At 50.1% G+C, this 17,719-nt stretch carries 15 protein-coding genes; all 15 read left to right on the forward strand.

The features are described from left to right. The 15 genes from A372_RS0118275 (at position 1) to A372_RS0118340 (ending at position 17,535) form a co-directional block, all read left to right on the forward strand. Positions 1–2,460, forward strand: coding sequence for a hypothetical protein (locus tag A372_RS0118275; protein WP_019422333.1), 2,460 nt, complete (start codon positions 1–3; stop codon positions 2,458–2,460). A gap of 154 nt (positions 2,461–2,614) precedes the next feature. Then, positions 2,615–3,895, forward strand: coding sequence for a vWA domain-containing protein (locus tag A372_RS0118280; protein WP_019422334.1), 1,281 nt, complete (start codon positions 2,615–2,617; stop codon positions 3,893–3,895). Positions 3,896–3,916: 21 nt separating this feature from the next. Continuing rightward, the gene (locus A372_RS0118285) at positions 3,917–4,552 is read left to right on the forward strand and encodes a hypothetical protein (RefSeq protein ID WP_019422335.1); all 636 of its coding nucleotides are present in this window, start codon (positions 3,917–3,919) and stop codon (positions 4,550–4,552) included. Between the two features lie 13 nt (positions 4,553–4,565). Then, on the forward strand, positions 4,566–5,828 hold the full coding sequence (locus A372_RS0118290; protein ID WP_019422336.1) for a hypothetical protein: 1,263 nt from the start codon (positions 4,566–4,568) through the stop codon (positions 5,826–5,828). Between the two features lie 5 nt (positions 5,829–5,833). Continuing rightward, positions 5,834–8,845, forward strand: a complete 3,012-nt coding sequence (locus A372_RS0118295; protein WP_036704639.1) for a GAP1-N2 domain-containing protein — start codon at positions 5,834–5,836, stop codon at positions 8,843–8,845. Between the two features lie 180 nt (positions 8,846–9,025). Further along, a complete protein-coding gene (locus tag A372_RS0118300; protein WP_026011149.1) occupies positions 9,026–9,916 on the forward strand; it encodes a decaprenyl-phosphate phosphoribosyltransferase in 891 nt (296 codons plus the stop codon). Between the two features lie 23 nt (positions 9,917–9,939). After that, a complete protein-coding gene (locus A372_RS0118305) occupies positions 9,940–10,578 on the forward strand; it encodes an HAD family hydrolase (protein WP_019422339.1) in 639 nt (212 codons plus the stop codon). After that, positions 10,566–10,895 (forward strand): EamA family transporter, encoded by a 330-nt coding sequence (locus tag A372_RS0118310; RefSeq protein ID WP_019422340.1) that lies wholly within the window; start codon positions 10,566–10,568, stop codon positions 10,893–10,895. Before A372_RS0118305 ends, A372_RS0118310 begins: the two co-directional genes overlap by 13 nt. Beyond that, positions 10,885–11,202, forward strand: a complete 318-nt coding sequence (locus A372_RS0118315; protein ID WP_019422341.1) for an EamA family transporter — start codon at positions 10,885–10,887, stop codon at positions 11,200–11,202. The genes A372_RS0118310 and A372_RS0118315 overlap by 11 nt, the downstream gene beginning before the upstream one ends. 40 nt (positions 11,203–11,242) lie before the next feature. Next, the gene (locus A372_RS0118320) at positions 11,243–12,538 is read left to right on the forward strand and encodes a DUF6080 domain-containing protein (RefSeq protein WP_019422342.1); all 1,296 of its coding nucleotides are present in this window, start codon (positions 11,243–11,245) and stop codon (positions 12,536–12,538) included. Between the two features lie 72 nt (positions 12,539–12,610). Continuing rightward, entirely contained in the window at positions 12,611–14,536 is a 1,926-nt protein-coding gene (locus A372_RS0118325) for an LTA synthase family protein (protein ID WP_036704640.1), read from the forward strand. A 118-nt stretch (positions 14,537–14,654) separates the two neighbouring features. Next, positions 14,655–14,909, forward strand: a complete 255-nt coding sequence (locus A372_RS0118330; RefSeq protein ID WP_019422344.1) for a YciI family protein — start codon at positions 14,655–14,657, stop codon at positions 14,907–14,909. Further along, positions 14,897–15,091 carry a hypothetical protein gene (locus A372_RS37485; RefSeq protein WP_157259609.1) on the forward strand — a complete coding sequence of 65 codons (195 nt, stop codon included), beginning with the start codon at positions 14,897–14,899 and terminating at the stop codon, positions 15,089–15,091. The genes A372_RS0118330 and A372_RS37485 overlap by 13 nt, the downstream gene beginning before the upstream one ends. Before the next feature lie 41 nt (positions 15,092–15,132). Continuing rightward, complete coding sequence (locus A372_RS0118335) at positions 15,133–16,014, forward strand: lipoyl protein ligase domain-containing protein (RefSeq protein WP_051004513.1); 882 nt, start codon at positions 15,133–15,135, stop codon at positions 16,012–16,014. A 609-nt stretch (positions 16,015–16,623) separates the two neighbouring features. After that, positions 16,624–17,535 (forward strand): transposase, encoded by a 912-nt coding sequence (locus A372_RS0118340; RefSeq protein ID WP_019422346.1) that lies wholly within the window; start codon positions 16,624–16,626, stop codon positions 17,533–17,535. The last annotated feature ends 184 nt before the right edge of the window (positions 17,536–17,719 follow it).

Below are 17,719 nucleotides of genomic sequence, written 5' to 3' on the forward strand. Positions count from 1 at the left end.
ATGAACGAATACTTGGAACGGTTCGCATCCGAATATGCGATAGCAGAAGAAAGGCTAACCGGCAAAGGAGACGACCAGAGCAGCATCCATTATCCGACTGTGTTCTTGTTTATCGGAGACAAGACGGCGGATGCGATTGAACCGATGATCCGGATTAATGAACGCAAGTGGGACAATAGTGCCGGTGTCATGTATGTGCATGCCGTGTCGCGGGATGGTGATGCTGTGAACTCAGGTTCAGCAGATGCACCCGGCTACGGCACGTTGGCTGATAGAGGAGCTGCGCGTTCCAGCGATTTTCACCGCGAGAACTCGAATCATCGGCAGGTTACCCGCCTCGTGCTCCCAGTCTGCGCAGACAAAGGGAAAGAAAAAGGGAAGACGACGCGTAAAGAGGTATACCAGCAGTTGTACAAGGATGAAGGTAACCTGTTCGAGCTGAACCGCTCTTTGCGTCAGGTTAGTCACAATATAGCCGAGTATGGTCGATTGTACGCCTCGTTCGATCGGATCCATCTTGCTGTCATTACGCGGGTCGATGACCCGCTTAATGTGTTCATTCCAGAAATTACGCTGCTTGCCGAATCCATCTTCAGCCAATCTTTCAAGTCGGTGCAGATGGATTTGTATGCGCTCATTAGCGAACGCGAGCAGGTTGAGGCATTCGGATATACAAGCTCTGTGGGCGTCGCGTTTCTGCGCGAGCTGGATTACATGCAGAGCGCGGATTACACGTTCTCAGCCCGCTTGCACGTGACGGAAGACGGCATCTCGATTCCGGTTACGCATTCCGCCTCGCCATTGTTCGATCTCGTGTACGTGCTGTCGGACAAAAATGAACGCGGCATTTCGTCTTTCCATGATATGGACGACAATTACGAAATGATATGCCATATGAATTTGTTGAAAAACCGCAGGCTAAAGGACTCGAGTCAAGATTTCAACATTAGCGGCTATAACAACACGTCCTTCAAAAATAACATTATGACCGAGTCCGGCCGCCAAGGCTATGTATCAGCTGGCTTCTCCAGGGTTAAGCGCCCGAATCAATCCATTGCGCTAGCCGTGCTGCACCATTTCTATCGGGAGCTGGTCTTGCGGATGGAAGGCGGACCGGATTGGAGCGCGGCGGAGAAGCTGGCCTTCTTCGGGCTGGATCCGAATGCGATGGCTGCCCGCTTGGCTCGCGCCTTGCCCGATGAGAGCAGAATCAGCGATATGAACGGCATCATGACTCACGATGTGAGCTTCGGTCAACTAAAGCGGATGTCGCTGCGGGAGGCGGAGTCCGCTTTGTTCGGAAGCGGCTGCCATGTTTATTTTCAGGACAACTATGTGAAGGAAGCAGAGAAATACATGCTGCAGTTGAATACGGCGGAAGAGCTGAACCGTATTATTCAGAAGCAGATGTCCGAATATGCACAGGTCGGATTCCATCAAGTGTACGAGTGGACGAATGAAGCCAATGAGGCGGGGAGCGTATGGAAGGATCTGCATGCCCGCATTCGTGATCTGGCGCGATCGCTCGATTCGGCGCGTGCCGAGCTGGAACAAGTGTATCAGGAGCGAGTGGAGGAACAGTCGTTCCAGCGCTTGCCTTTGATGGACAAGCACAATGTGCGCAGCTTCGTGCGCAGCTTCTTCGATGCCATATACCGCAGGAAGCTGGAGCTCTTGCGGATGGAGACGGAGCTTCAGCTGTATCGGCGGTATGAGGCAGAGCTGGAGCGGCTGCATGCGGTCTATAGGCATCAGGTGCAGCAGTTGAACAAGCTGGAGCATATGCTGCGGGAAGCCGCGCTGGACAGCATTCGCCATGCTGACGATTATATAGGTCAGAACATTATGGAGTATTACGAGCGAGTCACCGCAACGATTATGCAGGACATCGAAGCCAAGCGGGGCCAAGGCATCTTCTTCGAAGAGCGGTATATGGGCAGCATTGCGCATCTGCTGGGGTCGGGAATGGAAGCTTTCACTGCAAGGCTGATTGAAGTATGCAGACAGCACATTTTGACTGCCGAGCCGTTCCAGCAGACGTTCGAGGAAGAACTGCTGCGGCGGGCCAACGTGACGATCGATTACAGCAACCGGGAGGTGCTGTCGAAGGACGAGCTGTTCAAGAAGCTGTATCGAACGTTGGAGGAACATGCAGGGATTAACATTCGCCTGCTGGACTATACGCACGAACACCGCTATGAAGAGAAATACTTCTTCGGCGACGCTGCAAGCGAATTTATTGGTTATGCGCTAAGCGCAGACGATACGTCCCGCATATACAAGCTCGGCTGTGTGCATGAGAAACGAAGCAGCGGCGTCGAGAAGCTGAACATTATGGGCGGATTCCACATCGAGGATATGATGTATTACCGGAACGGCAAAGTGTACTATGAAGGCTACAATCAGAACGGATATGAGTTCCACGGCATTGATCCCGGGCTGCTGCCGGAGCTTAGGTGAGCGGGCCAGTCGGGCTAACGTGGTGTCAGACTGAACAAGGCCAGGCGAATCGATGTGATGTCAGACGGGCTAACGGGACATCAATTCCGATTCGCACTCGCACTGCCTTGTTCAACCTATAACTTCTAATTCTATAGGAAAGGAGGCAAACCATATGAATCGCAAAGTAAACTTGCTAATGCTGCTGTTCAGCTTGATCGGTGGCGCGGTCGGCTTTGCTTTCGGTGAATGGCTGCTGCACAGCCTGCTCGGCGAGTGGCCGAATATCATCGTCGTCGGCCTCTATTTCGGTATCATTGCCTTTTTCATCGGTCTGTTCTGCCTAATTGCCGAGATGATATCCCCCCGCTTGAACGGTTCATCCTGGCGGCAGCGATACACAGGCGCTTCCTGGAAGCTGCTCGTTCCGGCGACATTGGTCATGCTGTTCGTGGCTGGACTGGCGCTGGAATTCGTATATCAGCTGGATATCGGCGGCTCTAAGCCGGTCAAAGACATTGCGCTCGTCATTGATCATTCCGGAAGCATGCAGCAGAACGATCCGCACAATAAAAGGTATGAAGCCGCGAAGCGTATGATTGATGAGATGGACAGTGACAAGCGCGTTGCGGTTATCGCTTTTGACGATAGAGCCGAGCTGCTGCAGCCGTTCGTGCTAGTGAAAGGCCAAGCGGAGAAAGACGCCATATATGCCAAGATGGATGCTATCGATTCATTGGGAGGCGGGACGGATATTGGACTGTCTCTCTCCGAGACGATGAAGCAGATTAAGGACAACGAGAACACGGGACGAGGCACGATGGTTGTGCTGCTGTCGGATGGTGTAAGTGATTTGAATACAGGCCAAGCGCTGGCGGAGTATCAGCAGCGGAACATTGCGGTGAACACGATTGGACTCAATCTTGTTAACGGGGACGGTGCGATCTTGCTGAAGGAGATCGCAAGCCTTACCGGCGGACAATATTATGACGTTACAAAAGCAGACGAGTTGTCGTTTGTATTCAATACGATTTATAGCACCATCGGAGACCGGACATTAATTACGGAACGAACAGGTCCGGTGAAGGACAGCAGCTACTACATGATACTGCGCCTTGTGGCGCTGACCCTTATCGGGGCGGCGATCGGTCTGGCATTGGGCTTGGTGTTCGACAACCGCTACTTGGCGAGAAGCTTCGCCATCGGTGGAGCGGCAGCAGGTCTCATAGCCGGCGCATTGCTGGAGACAGGACTAACCGGACGCCCATTCACCGATGGCTTGTGCCGCCTGCTCGCCGACCTTGTGCTCGCGGGCGTTATCTCGTTATTCACCCTGATCGTGCCAGTGAAGGAGAGTTATGTGCCGCGTGAAGAGCGTCACCGGCCGGGCTCGGCTGGACGCGCCGCGGACGGCTTGGCGGAGCGGAAGCAGGACAGCCGCAGCAGAGGATTCTAGTCGCGAGGAGGCCGATTACAGATGCAGTATATCGATGCGGATTCAACGACTCCAGTCATCCGCGGATTAAGTCATAGCGTTGATGAAGACCGCTGCACGCTGCGGTGGCTGTGGCCTGACGGCGTTCAGGCCGTATACATTCACAAGACCAATGCGGATGAGCGGATGAATGAACAGCCGCCCACCGCTGGCCTGAAGCTGTATACCAAAGATGAATATAAAGCGAATAACGGCTATTACGATCGGATTGAAGGAATAGGGCGGCTCGTATATACGGTGTACGCTTGTGTCATGACAAGCGGCGAGACGCGGCTCATCCTGCAGCCGGATAGCGAGAACCGCATCGTGATGAGCACAGGCAAAGCTAACATTTATTTCACAATCCGTCAGAAGAGCGGGTTGTTCAAAAAGTACAAGACGGTGCAAATTCAAGTGACGGCAGAGGTTCCGGTCGCCCAAGATGTGCTGTGCTATGTGAAAAAGCAAGGCGGATACCCCGCCAACAAAGAGGATGGGACCGTGTATCCATTCGTCGAGTCATTTGCCCCAGGGAGGAATGTGCTGCCTGTTATTGAGATTGGCAAGGATGACTACATCCGATTATTTTTCACCGACGGCCGCCTATACGGGCAATTGTATGAGTTGATACCGGAATAAGGAGGGCAAGAACATGGGGATTTTTGATTTTTTTAAGAAGAAGCCGCAGGCGGCGCCCAGACCGCTATTCTACGATATCGTATGTCCGTACTGCTTCAGCAAGTTCTCGCCGGAGGACGCCGTATTCCGTGCGGCTCATCATCGGGAGGATGATGAGAACTACGCGCTGCAGGAAGACGAGAAGCTGAACAAATACCGGGAACGCTTCGGCCTGGACACAGTGTATGACATGGAGGCGGTCATCGATCCGCGCGATATCCCAGAGGAGCATCATATTCGTTCGGATCATGTGCTGATCGGTCTGAACGACCGTTACGGTGTCGTTACGCGGAGAAGGCTGTGCCCGCATTGCCACAATGAGCTGCCGGTGACGGCAGGTAAAGTGCCGAGCAACATCATTTCGATTATCGGCGCATCCCAAGTAGGCAAATCCGTGTACATGACTACCTTGATTCATACACTGCAGCATATGACGGCCGATCATTTCGATGCCGCATGTATGCCGCTGAACGCAGAGATTAGCCGCAAGTTCCGCACGATGTACGAAGAGCCGCTGTTCGAACGCGGGGATCTGCTCGCTTCGACGCAGAAGGAGAAGATGCAGGAGCCTTTTATTTTCCAATTCGTGTTCAAGGATGAAGCGAAGCCTCCGCTGACGCTGGTCTTTTTTGACGTCGCGGGCGAAGGTATGGTTGATCAGGATTATTTGGGACTGCACGGCCAGCACATTAAAAATTCCGCCGGCATTCTGTTCATGGTGGATCCGCTCCAAATCCGTTCGATTCGCGAGAAAATCCGCATTAAATATGGAGATACTTCAGGCGAATGGGTGCCTCAATACGACGAACCCCGCGACGTGGTGCTGACGATGTTCGGAGACTTCATCGCTTATGAGGACAAGAACAAGACGGACATTCCTACCGCGATTGTGCTTACGAAGAGTGACATGCTGCATTCGTTGAAGGACGAGGACGGCGAATACATTAAATCGAACAGCAACATTTTTAACAACATGGTTCACCGTAAACATTTGGATGTAACCGAATTCGAGAACATCGACGGCGAAATCCGGCGATTTATCGAGAAGGTAGACCGCCCGTTCAAAGGAACGATGGATGTGTATTTCTCCGATACCGCCTACTTCGCCGTGTCTGCACTCGGCAGCAATCCGGTCAATCAGAAGCTGCAGGGCGTTGTCAGTCCGATCCGCGTGGACGAGCCGTTCATTTGGCTCTTGTATAAATTGAATTACATCGAGGGGAGAGAACAGCTGTGACGCCTATGACTCCCACACCGATCCAGCAGCAGATGTACACACGAGAGCGGCGCGGGATATTTCGCTCTACGGAAGGCTATGACACGATTGCCAAGTCTGATGGGCTGGACCATAGCTTTATTAAAAAGGTGCTGCATCCGTTCTGCGTCTATGACGCCCCGGCGGGGCTGACCGCACGCGGTGAGAAGGACGATGCCGCTTATCCGAAGGCAGTACACCTGTTTCATACGGACACAGGGCAGATGGTGCTCGGCTGCAGCGTCTATCAAGCGACTGATTTTACGGGATTGCGCAGCGCCTTCTTCTCTCATAACTATGTCATTCCTGCGGAGCGCGCGGCGGATACGGCCAGAGATTATGTCTCTTTACTGAATGCATCGTTTGCCGAAAGCTATGATATCGAGACAGGCATGACGCTTCCGGAATTAGAGCGCTTGCCCGTCGCAGCAGACCCGTCTCTTCCAGCTTCACCCGCAGCGCTGCTCGCAAGCCTCGGCATCGATGAGAAGCTGTTCAAGCAGCTGCTGTTCGCGATTATGTCTTCGGTTGCAACGAAGCGGAAGGTGTACGTTGCGCTGGATGTTCCCGTAGAGTCCATATCGGAGAACGCAGGGCAATTGCTTAGCTTGCTGTATGCCAGCCTGCCTTATGCGTACCGCAGCGTGCTTGGATTCATCACCTACGCGATGGAGCCGCAGAGCAAGAAGGGCATTCATCTTACCTTTGTCGAGCAAGGAAGCTTGCGTCCGAACGACCGCAATATCGACAAGGATTATACGTTCGATCTCGCTTCGCAGCGCGTCACGAATGTGGACATCGACTTTGCGAAGCAGCCTTATTTGAGCTTTGCTTGGTCGAATCTGGAACATCCGGATAGAGCGGACAGCTTCTACCAATTTGCCGAGCAAATGTTGGCGGATATGGACCCAAAGCGGCATACTGCTATAGCGAGTTATCATGAGCTTGCCGTGTTTTTTCAGATCGAAGAAGGCAATGACGCGTTGTATGATGCGAACAGAAGCATGGTGCTGCGGGCGATGCTTGAATATTTGTCTCCGGCGGGAGCGATTGCAGCCAAGGAGCGCCTAAATGGCCTGCTCCTAGGCCGATTCAACCGAGAATTCGAGCAGGCGAAGCAGCGACAGGTGCCGGATCTGTCCATTGTGAAATGCTTCAAGGAGTACAATGAGCTGGACGGCGCCAATATGGGCAACAATTTGATTGGTTATTTGATCTGCGCCATATATAATGCCGCGATGGAGAAGGGCAAGGAGCGGGTTGAATCATTCTATGGCTTGATTGAGAGCCAGCCGGAATTAAGCCGATCGTTCTTCGACACGGTGCTGCGAGGCGGCAAATCCAAAGAGCTGTTCGAGCCGTACATCCAGCATAAATTCCATGCCGCGCAGAAGGCGATTGACGTCGTGCAGCTGGCGCATCATTGGTCAAGTACGCATCCGCAAGTGCTGCGTGATGCTTATTTCATGGAGCTGGCTTCGACACAGCTGGTGGAGAAGCTGCGCCGGGAAGTGGAGCCGGTAGCGGCTGTGAACGAGGTGCTCGAGCGGATTGCGCGACTGCCGAGCGATGATTCCCGATCTTCGGGCGCAGACTATGCGATGTTTATGGAGCGGCTGTCTTATGCGGCGAACGTGTTCCTGCTGACCGATTTGGACTTGGAGCAGGTGCGGAAGGAGTCATTTTTACAAATTGATTTCTTGCAGCATCCGCATGAGGTGAAGCAGTGGGTTGCGCGCTTCAATCAGCAGGTGCAGTCTCAGGCGGCGGTAATGCTGTCCGCTTATCGCTGGTTCAGCGAACGGGACCCAGACGCAACGGTGTTCGACGATCTGTCGTTGACGGAAATGGATCGGGTGCAGCAGTTAGGCCGCAGCTGGCTGCAGAAGGAGCTTGTGCCTGCTCAATTCGGCAGGCTGGTGCTTGCCTTCTACCGTGAAGCCGATAGGGCGTTGGTTGAATATGGGGCGCTGCTTCATTACTTGAATCAGCATGCTCCGGATAAGGAGACGGTGTACCAGTTCATGAACTGGTCCGAGAAGCATCCGCTCTTTGCCGGTTCGAGAAAGCTTATTCCTGCATATGCAACGGCGATTGTGTCGTACTTCAAAAAATATGATCGCGATGCGTTCAAGAAGCGCACCAATCGCCAATATTTTGCACAGGCTGGAACTGGGCTGCAAGCCGTATATGAGAAGGCGCGACTAGAGCTGTCTTCGCCGTTCATGAAGCTGATAAGATGGAACAGAAAGGCAAGCTTGTTTTCATTAGCGGCTGTCGTCGTTATTGGGGGGGCGCTGATTGGTCTGTTTGCCGCAGGGGTATTCGACAAGGACAAGCCGGCGTTGGCGGACAAGCCTGCAGAAGATGCGAAGACGCTGGGTGATGTGCAGACTGCTGTGGATAAGCAGCCGGCGGTATTCGCGCGGGACGTAGAGGAAGACGTTGATGGCGTGAAAAAGCTGGCGACGGAGCTTGTGTTCGACTTCGGCACGGCTTCTGAGTGTACGGCATTTCAGGCAAAGGCGATTATAGTGAAGCTTGATGACGGTACGGAACGGTCGTTCACGGATAAGCAGCTGCAGCATGCTTGCACGACCGCTGCCGGATCCGCAGAGACTTCGTCAGCGGGTGCGACCAGCGGTACATCAGATTCATCCTCCTCCGATACCGCCGCCGACTCCGACAATTCTGCTGAATCTGATAAGAGCGGGGACGGCAACAATGAGGATGGCGCCGATTCTGCCGCAGATAAGAAGAGCGCAGACGCCGGGAATGTGGAAGTGAAGGATGGCGATAATGTTGCAGAAGCGGCCAACGGTGCTTCCAATGCGGAAGGCAGCGACACTGCCCCGGGCACAGATTCGAGTCAGTCGGCTGGTCAAGCGTCCGGCGAGCCGAAGTATCAAGTCGTCGTTCCATTGGGGGAGCAGCTTACGCTCGCGAACATCAATCAGGTCATCGTGGATGGAAAATTGATTCCATACATTGTGAAATAGGGGGCGTTACCCCTACTTTACTGATCTGGATTTTACCGAAATGATGCCGTCAGAACCATATAATTTCTCCGAGATTTATAATATAATATGTCGATATGTATTTTTGCAGGTAGATATAGTAAAGATTGCAAAGGGGTTTAAATAGCATTGAATGTGAATTTAGAACCAACAAATCGACCGTTGCCTTCTTCTTCAACGAATGGCAGCAATGTGCTAAAGCTGCTGTTTACACAGCTGAGGCCGAAACAGTGGACCAAAAATTTACTTGTATTCGCGGCCCTGCTATTTTCTTTGAAAGCAGTCGATCTGTCAGCGTTCATCCGTTCGCTGGCAGCTTTTTTTCTGTTCAGTTTTGTGTCCGGGTGCGTCTACATCATTAATGATTATGCAGATAGGGAAGCCGACCGTATACATCCGGTCAAAAAAAACCGGCCTATGGCTTCCGGAGCTTTGAACCCTGCACTGGCATTATGGTTTGGCGGGGTACTGCTGGCTGCTTCGCTGGTTGCATCGTATTTTATTAATCCGCTCCTGACTGTCCTGTTGGTTGTATATTTTATTTTGAATGTGTCGTATTCTTTCAAGTTAAAACATATGGTCATTCTGGACATCATGGTCATCGCTTCGGGCTTTGTCCTACGGGCTATTGCGGGGGGCTTGGCCATTTTCGTCCATCTAACGCCGTGGTTCTTGTTGTGCACGATGCTGTTATCTCTATTTCTCGCTATCGGGAAACGGCGCCATGAGTTGTTTTTGCTAGAGGATCAAAAAGGCTCTCACCGGAAAGTGCTCGAAAACTATTCCTTTGCGCTGCTTGATCAGCTGACTGGTATTGTCGCTACGGCGACGATTATCAGCTATTCGCTATTTACTTTTACAGCTGGACGCACTGTCTATCTCATGTGGACAATACCGTTGGTCATCTATGGTATTTTCAGATATTTGTACCTTGTTCATATAGAGAATAAAGGCGGGGCGCCTGATCGGATGCTGCTAGAGGACAAACACATCCTGGTAACCGTCATTTTATATGTGATCAGCGTTGTGGCTATTTTGCTCCTGTTTGAGTAAGGAGTAAGGGGGTTGATATAAATATGCCAACAAAAATGGCGTTTTTCGATATAGATAAGACGATTACTCGGCACGATTCCATGCTATTGTTCGTCAAGTACGGCATCGCGAAAAAACCGAAGGCTATGATTCATTTATTCTCAATTGCATGGAATCTATTGCTTTACAAGCTGAGAAGGATACCTGCCGATAAAGCAAAGCAGGCGTTTTTTCATGCGATTGCGTACATGGACGAGGCTGATTTAGAAGCTTTTTATGATGATATTCTCGTCAAAGATATGTACCAGGACGCTGTGGCTGAATTAAAGAGAAAGAAAGCGCAAGGTTACCATATACTGCTCGTCACGGCTTCACCCCATGCATATATGAAATATTTCACTAAACTGGGCTGTGTCGATGACGTCATCGGGACCCGGCTTGAAATGCGGGGCGGCCGCTATACCCGAAAGATTCAGGGAGTTAACTGCAAAGGGGAAGAAAAGGCGGTGCGGATTCAAGAATACTTGAATCGGCATCAACTTGCCATTGATTATGAGGCGTCGTGCGCTTATTCGGACTGCATGAGTGATTTGCCCATGTTCAAGCTTGTCGGAAATGGTTACTTGATTCACAGTAATGAAGGTCAGAGTGAAGGGCTGGAGGAAAAAAGATGGAGCTCATGAATTCTCGGCACACGGGGAAGGTGCTGATGATCATTTCGGCTTTTTGCACAGCAACAGGACAATTGTTCTGGAAATGGGGAGTGCACCAGCTGATTTATCTTGGAGTAGGATTTGTGTTCTATGGCATCGGTGCACTGCTCATGATTAAGTCCCTCTCGCTGGAAAAGCTGTCCGTCGCTTATCCGCTCATGTCCAGCAGCTATATTTTTGCGCTCATCTATGGCGGCTTGCTCTTGAACGAAACCGTCAATCTGCAGAAGGGGATCGCCGTTCTATTGCTGATGATCGGAGTGGCGTTGATAAGCTATGAGAAGTGAATGGTTATGGGGCCTGCTTGTATTGATGACGTTATTCGGCTCGGCCGGAAGCGCGTGCTTCAAGATGTTTTCCCTGCGTAAAAAAAAGTGGATTCTGCTCATCGGATTTCTTCTTTATGGAATTGGAGCGCTGCTCAATATATATCTGCTGCGATTTCTTCCATACACGGTTGTCCTCCCAGCTAACGCGTTGACCTATATTTGGACGATGTATCTGGCAAAAGCATTATTCAAAGAAACGATCGGAATATATAAGATGGCAGGCATTGCTTTTATTTTTTCTGGTTTGCTGCTGCTCGTGTGGTGATGGAGACCGGGCCATCTGAATTAAATGGAGGAAAATGATAATGGGGTTTTGGAGATCCGTGTTTTCCGTAAAGCGAGATAACCGGAAAGCACTGCTGCTGCTTTTGTTTTTTTTCATATTTTATATAGCTATGAATATTCCTTTTTTGACGTATATGGAACAGAATAAAGCCGTTTTAAATCAGCTCAGTCCTTTTTACGGAGCGCCTTTTACGCTCAATTTGTTCAATTTTGACCCTTCTCTTTATTATGCGCCGCAGTCTTCTGTGATCCACCCGCTGCTTAATTACTTGTCAACACCGCTGAAGCAGCTTGCCGGGCTAACCTTTGGCAACGCTCTCTTTCTCGGTATTCAAAGTATGGTTAATGCGCTCGGTGTTGTCATCATGTATTATTATTTGCGCAAAAATAACTGTGGCAATGTATTAGCTTTGGGAACGGCAGCATTCTATGGAGCCAGCTCTTATAATATATTTACAACTCTGATTCCGGACTCCTATCCCTATGCCATATTTGTCATTCTGCTCACAGTATTGTACTGCCAATATTGCAGGCTGAATGATAGGCTGGATACGCTGCCCGCAGCATTGCTGTTATTTCTTAATTTTGGCATTACGGTTACCAATGTAGTTACAGCAGCAGGAGCTTTGTTCTTCAGCACTCTGGGCAAGGGCAAACAGTTATTGTCCAAATGGATAAGGATAGCCATCGTATCTTTATTGCTTGTCGCTCTCTCTACTATGCTGCAATTCTTTATTTTTTCCGGTAACTCTTGGATTACGACATGGCAGCAAAATATAAAAGCTGGTGGTTTTAGCTACGTCGCTCCGTTTTCACTGCAGCATCATTGGAAAGCAATATACACCATGATTGAGAGCCCCATTGTCACACCCAATCTTGTTATGATTAGTGACTCCATTATGGCTTTTGTCACTAACATGTCCGATCCTTTTCCACTGTACGGTCACCTAATAGGGGCGGTTATCATCGGGTTGACACTGCTGGCTCTAGTGAGAGGATATGCTTCCAAAGAGGTTCGCTCGCTAGCTGTATTCCCCTTATTTGCTCTGCTGCTGCACATTGTCATTGGCTTTGGGCTGGGCGCGTTTGAATATGATATGTATTTGTACGCCGGTCATTATCTGTTTGCCTTTTTCCTGCTGAGCGCGTGGTTTGTTCACAGCCTGCGGGGCAAAGCTCGCAGCATTCTCACAGGGGTCATTGTCATCTGTGCGCTAATTACGTTCACCAGTAATATTGTCGGCCACATGAAAGCGTTGGATAGCGTGAAGCAAATCTATCATGAAGCGGTATCTTCTGGGAAATCCGTAGAGTAAATGGCCTACGTCATGATAAGATGGTGAACAGAATGTAATACTATTGTAAAGGAAGTACGGCAAGTGAATAAAATGTATGAAATCAAGTTGGAATCAAGGCGCTTCCTGCTGCCAACGGTGGTGGTTACGTCATTTCTGCTGCTAGCGAAATTATCTATTCTCCGCTTTTTCTATTTTGGAGAAATCACGGCAATCGGATTGCTGAAGGATACGGTGTCCCTGCTCGTGATTATGAGCTTGCTGGAGATCGCGTTGCCTCGTAAAGCAAAGAGCACCGTATTTTGGGCGTTTAATGTCGTTTTTTCGCTCATTCTTTTTGCAGCTACTTTGTATCAGATTCATTTTAACTCGGTGCCGACGTATACGGCGTTTGGAGAATTGGGGCAGGTACCTCAGATCCAATCCAGCATTCGTCCACTGATCAAACCCTTACACTTTCTGTTTTTTGGAGATCTTGTGATTGCCGCGGTCATCGGGGGGATTCGTTTCTCCGGCCGCCGTCGGGACTTTCATATTCAGACTTCGGGTATAGCATTTGGCTCCTCGCGGGTCATCGGATACAGATGGAAGGTGGCTACTGCCTTCATTTTGGTGCTCTGCATCGGTTTTTCAATGCTTTTCATTCATAATGGAGAAGCCATTGATAATGAACTTGTGAAGGCTGAGAATCTCGGATTTTTGAATTTTCAGGTGGCTACCGCTATTAAAAATAAAAGAGAGAATGATTTGATTGCCAATGGAAATATGCAGCTGACGATAGCACAAGTGAATTCGCTGCAATCGACCTACCCGTATCAGGAAGACAGCTCACAAGCAACAAAGCCTGCCTATTTCGGTTCAGCCAAAAACATGAACTTAATTATTGTGCAAATGGAAGCATTTCAGAACTTCCCCATTCATTTAAAATTGGAGCAGCAGGAAATTACACCTGTACTGAACAGCCTTGCCAAAGAAAGCTATTATTTCCCGTTCTTTTATCAGCAAATCGGCCAAGGCAATACGTCGGATGCGGAGTTCTTGTCCAACACTTCCATCTACCCGACGGGGAAGGTTGCCATGTCAACGGGTTTTGGAAACAGACAGCTGCCGAGTCTGCCGCGTCTCCTGCATGAACATGAATATCAATCGGCAACCTTTCATATCAATGATGTTCAGTTTTGGAGCCGTGATTTATTGTACCCGGGACTTGCTTTTGATCATTACTATGATAAGCCTTTTTATAACAATGACTTTTTTAATGACTTCGGCGCTTCGGATGAAGAGATGTACCGAGTCGGTATCGAGAAGCTGGTCGAGACGTCCAGCAACGGCAAGCCAATCTATGCCCAGTTCGTTACGACGTCCAGCCATGCCCCGTTTGTCATTCCGGAAGATCGCCGGAGATTGAACGTCCCAGCAGATATGAAAGGAACGCAGCTGGGCAATTATTTGGAAGCTATCAACTATACCGATTACGCGCTTGGCCAATTCATTGAACAATTGAAAGAAAAAGGGCTCTGGGATAATACGATGCTTGTTGTCTATGGAGATCACTCCGGAGTCAACCCGAAAGAGACGGATGGGAAGGAAATTACGTCTCGGCTGGGCATTCCTTACGATAATCTGGTCAGTCGCTTTAACATCCCTCTCTTCATTCACGTTCCGGGCCAAGGCGAAGGCAAGGTCGTTGAACGAATAGGCGGACAGATTGATATATTGCCGACTGTAGCCAATCTGATGGGAATATCGCTGAAGGAGCAACAGTTCACTGCGTTTGGACGAGATTTGTTGAACACGGATAACAACGTTATTGGGATGCGATATTATCTGCCCACAGGATCCTTTTTCAATAACGATGTATTATTTGTTCCAGGTGAAGGCTTTGACGATGGAACGGCCATTTCTTTAAAGACGCTCCAACCTGTACAAGTTCAGAGTTCATACCGCAAGGACTATGATTATATAATGTCACTGATGAAATTATCGGACGAATACGTTCAACTATTGCCAAAACGATAAGAACGAATGAACTGCGCCGAGTCGGCAGCAACCTCGGCTTTTCAGACAAGGCGATGTGGTGTACTCTAGAGGAAGAATCGGATACCTACTTTATTGAAAAAGGAGATACGATCTTACCATGGCATACTTTGCAGCAATACTGGAAATGAAGGATGCATCCAAAAACCAGACGTTTCGCCAACAGCATTTGGATTACTTGGACAAGCTGAAGGAGCAGGGCAAGCTATTTGCCAAAGGTCCATTCGGTGACGGTTCGGGCGGTATGGTCGTATATATCGCCGACTCGATGGAGGAAGCTCGGCAGATTGCGGAGAACGATCCGTACGTGGTGGAAGGCGTAAGACAACTCAACTTGCGAGAGTGGAAAATTTAAAAGTACGGAACGTTAGCAACAAAGAAACAAAAGCAACAAAGAAACAAAAGCAACAAAGCAACAAAGAAACAAAAGCAACAAAAGCAACAAAAGCAACGAAAGTAACAAAAGTAACAAAAGTATCAAAAGTATCAAAAGTAACAAAAGCTACGAAAGAAACAGCAACAAAAGCAACGGAGTAAAAAAACCGCTCCTGCCCTGGAGGCTCAACATGATGGATGAAATGAACCGATTGACGGATAACGGCATAGAAAACATAGAACAAGATGGCGATGTCATCGACGGGCTGGATAATTTGCTGCTGCTGGATCGGACGAATGATCTTGCGGAAGAGGATGCGCTCTATCCGTTCGCGCTTGATGAGCTGTTATGTAGGCATGTGGGCATGGGCAGTGCGCCGTTGTGTCATCTATGGCGCCATCCCCGTGCCTTCGTCATGGGGCAGCGCGACAGCCGCCTGCCCGGAGCCGGGGAAGCGCAGCGCTGGCTACATTCGCTTGGGTACTCGACCGGCGTGCGCAATACCGGCGGCGCGGCTGTGCCGCTCGACCTAGGCGTCGTCAACATTTCGCTCATCCTGCCGAAGCATGAGCGGGGAGACAAGCATTTTCACAGCGACTTCGAGCGGATGTACCACCTGATTCAGCTTGCGCTCCGCGAGACCGGCTGTCGGGTGGACAAGGGCGAAGTCGAAGGTGCCTACTGCCCGGGCGACTTCGATCTCAGCATTGGCGGCCGCAAGTTTTGCGGCATTGCCCAGAGGAGGCAAGCGCACGCGTATATCGTGCAGGCGTTCGTTATCGCCGCAGGCTCAGGACGGGAGAGCACGCAGCTGGTGCGCGCGTTTTATGAGCGAGCGGCCGCCGGAGCGGAACGACTGGATCACCCCGTCGTTACAGAGGAGAGCACGGCCAGCTTGGAGGAATCGGCCGGACTCGGTTCCGGGGCGGCCGAGGTGTTCACGGAGGCGGTGAAGCGCGTCATTCGCGCTCGGCAGACGGCGCAAGGATTGACCGAAGCCGCAGCCAAGCTGTGGCTGCCAGAGCCAGATCAGGTGCAGGAGACGATGGAATTGTTCCAGCGCCGGTATGGGATTGCGCCGTAGGCTGGTCTGTGGCAACAATTCGCAAAAATGTTAATAAGGGATGGGATAATTATATCCGGTCCCTTGTTTGCATATAATACATATAACACATATAACAACCATTACAGCAATCTCATTTGAATCATTAGTAGAGAATATGACATCATTCGCTCCTTTGCGTCACTCTTTCCTTCCATCAGGAGATATATTTGGCCTGCATCCTAGTGTGTTAATTTCCTCTTTCTTGAGAAGGGGTTCTCGTTTGCTCCTTTGCGTCACTCTTTCCTTCCATCAGGAGATATATTTGGCCTGCACCCTAGTGTGTTAATTTCCCCTTCCTTGAGAAGGGGTTCTCGTTCACTCCTTTGCGTCACTCTTTCCTTCCATCAGGAGATATATTTGGCCTGCATCCTAGTGTGTTAATTTCCCCTTCCTTGAGAAGGGGTTCTCGTTCGCTCCTTGCATCACTCTCCCCTTCATTCAGAACAGCATACCGTTCCCCTGAAAACGAGAATATTTCATAATATTAGAAAATAAATTTGATAAACGAACATTTGTTCTGTACAATGAGTATAGGAACATATATTTTTAAGTTAGGCCAAATCATTCCGTGACGAGGAGGATGACTTTATGGAGGCATTGCAATCTGTCGATACATTGGAAGAGTTGCAGCGTCAGTTTCATAACGAATCTTCTTGCGTCTCTTTCCTATATAATTTGAAGTGGCCACATGGTTTTGTCTGCCCACGCTGTCAGCACGCCCATGCCTACGTCATCCGGACACGCCGGCTTCCACTGTACGAGTGCCGCGCTTGCCGCCATCAGACATCGCTCATCGCTGGCACGGTCATGGAAGGCAGCCGCACGTCCTTGCAGAAGTGGCTCACTGCATTCTGGCTTGTCTCTCGTTCCGATATCGGCATCAACGCCGTCCGGCTCAGCTCGATTATCGAGGTTACATACAAGACCGCTTGGTTGATGCTGCATAAGATCCGAGCCGCGATTAGCCGTGGTGATACCGTTCGGCCGCTGGCAGGGATGGTTCATGGCTTCGTGGCCTTCTATGGCCATCATCCTTCTAGACAACTTAACCCTCGGGAATGCCCTCTAATCGTTGCTGAATCCGTCATGCCAGACGGACAAACGGGCGAACTCAAGATGAAGCTAGTGGAGCCAACTCACCACTCGAACAAGTTGCTGCTCCGCTCTGACTGCGAACACTTCGCTGATCTGCATGTCGCTAAGACTGCTACCGAGACATCCATCATCCGACACAATTTCCAGGTTCGCCGCAACAGTCCTTTATATCAATCCTTCAAACGGGCGTGGCGCTGGATGAACGACACATTTCACGGGATAGGCGCCAAATATCTTCAGGCATACCTGGATGAATTTTGCTTTCGATTCAATACATCTCTCCAACATACGTCCGCTTGGGAGCAACTATTGTGCTTATGCGTGGCTGTGCTTTCCCCTTCCTCAGCTGCTTCTTGCACCCGATTTGAGGAGCCCTTAGTTTCAGGCATACAAATAGCAGCATGACATAGTTGATTGCGTCGCACCTTGAACGAGTCGTTATTGCGAAACGTGTCACACCTCATTAGTTTATTCCGTTTCAACTGCGGCTGTTTGAGAGTTCTGGCAGTATTTCTAGCACCGTTCCGGTTGTCGATGATTGAGCGTCCTGGCAGTATTTCTAGCACCGTTCCAGTTGTCGATGATTGAG

The sequence above is a fragment of the Paenibacillus sp. OSY-SE genome, assembly GCF_000283315.1.
In the GTDB taxonomy this organism is placed as follows: Bacteria; Bacillota; Bacilli; order Paenibacillales; family Paenibacillaceae; genus Paenibacillus_B; species Paenibacillus_B profundus.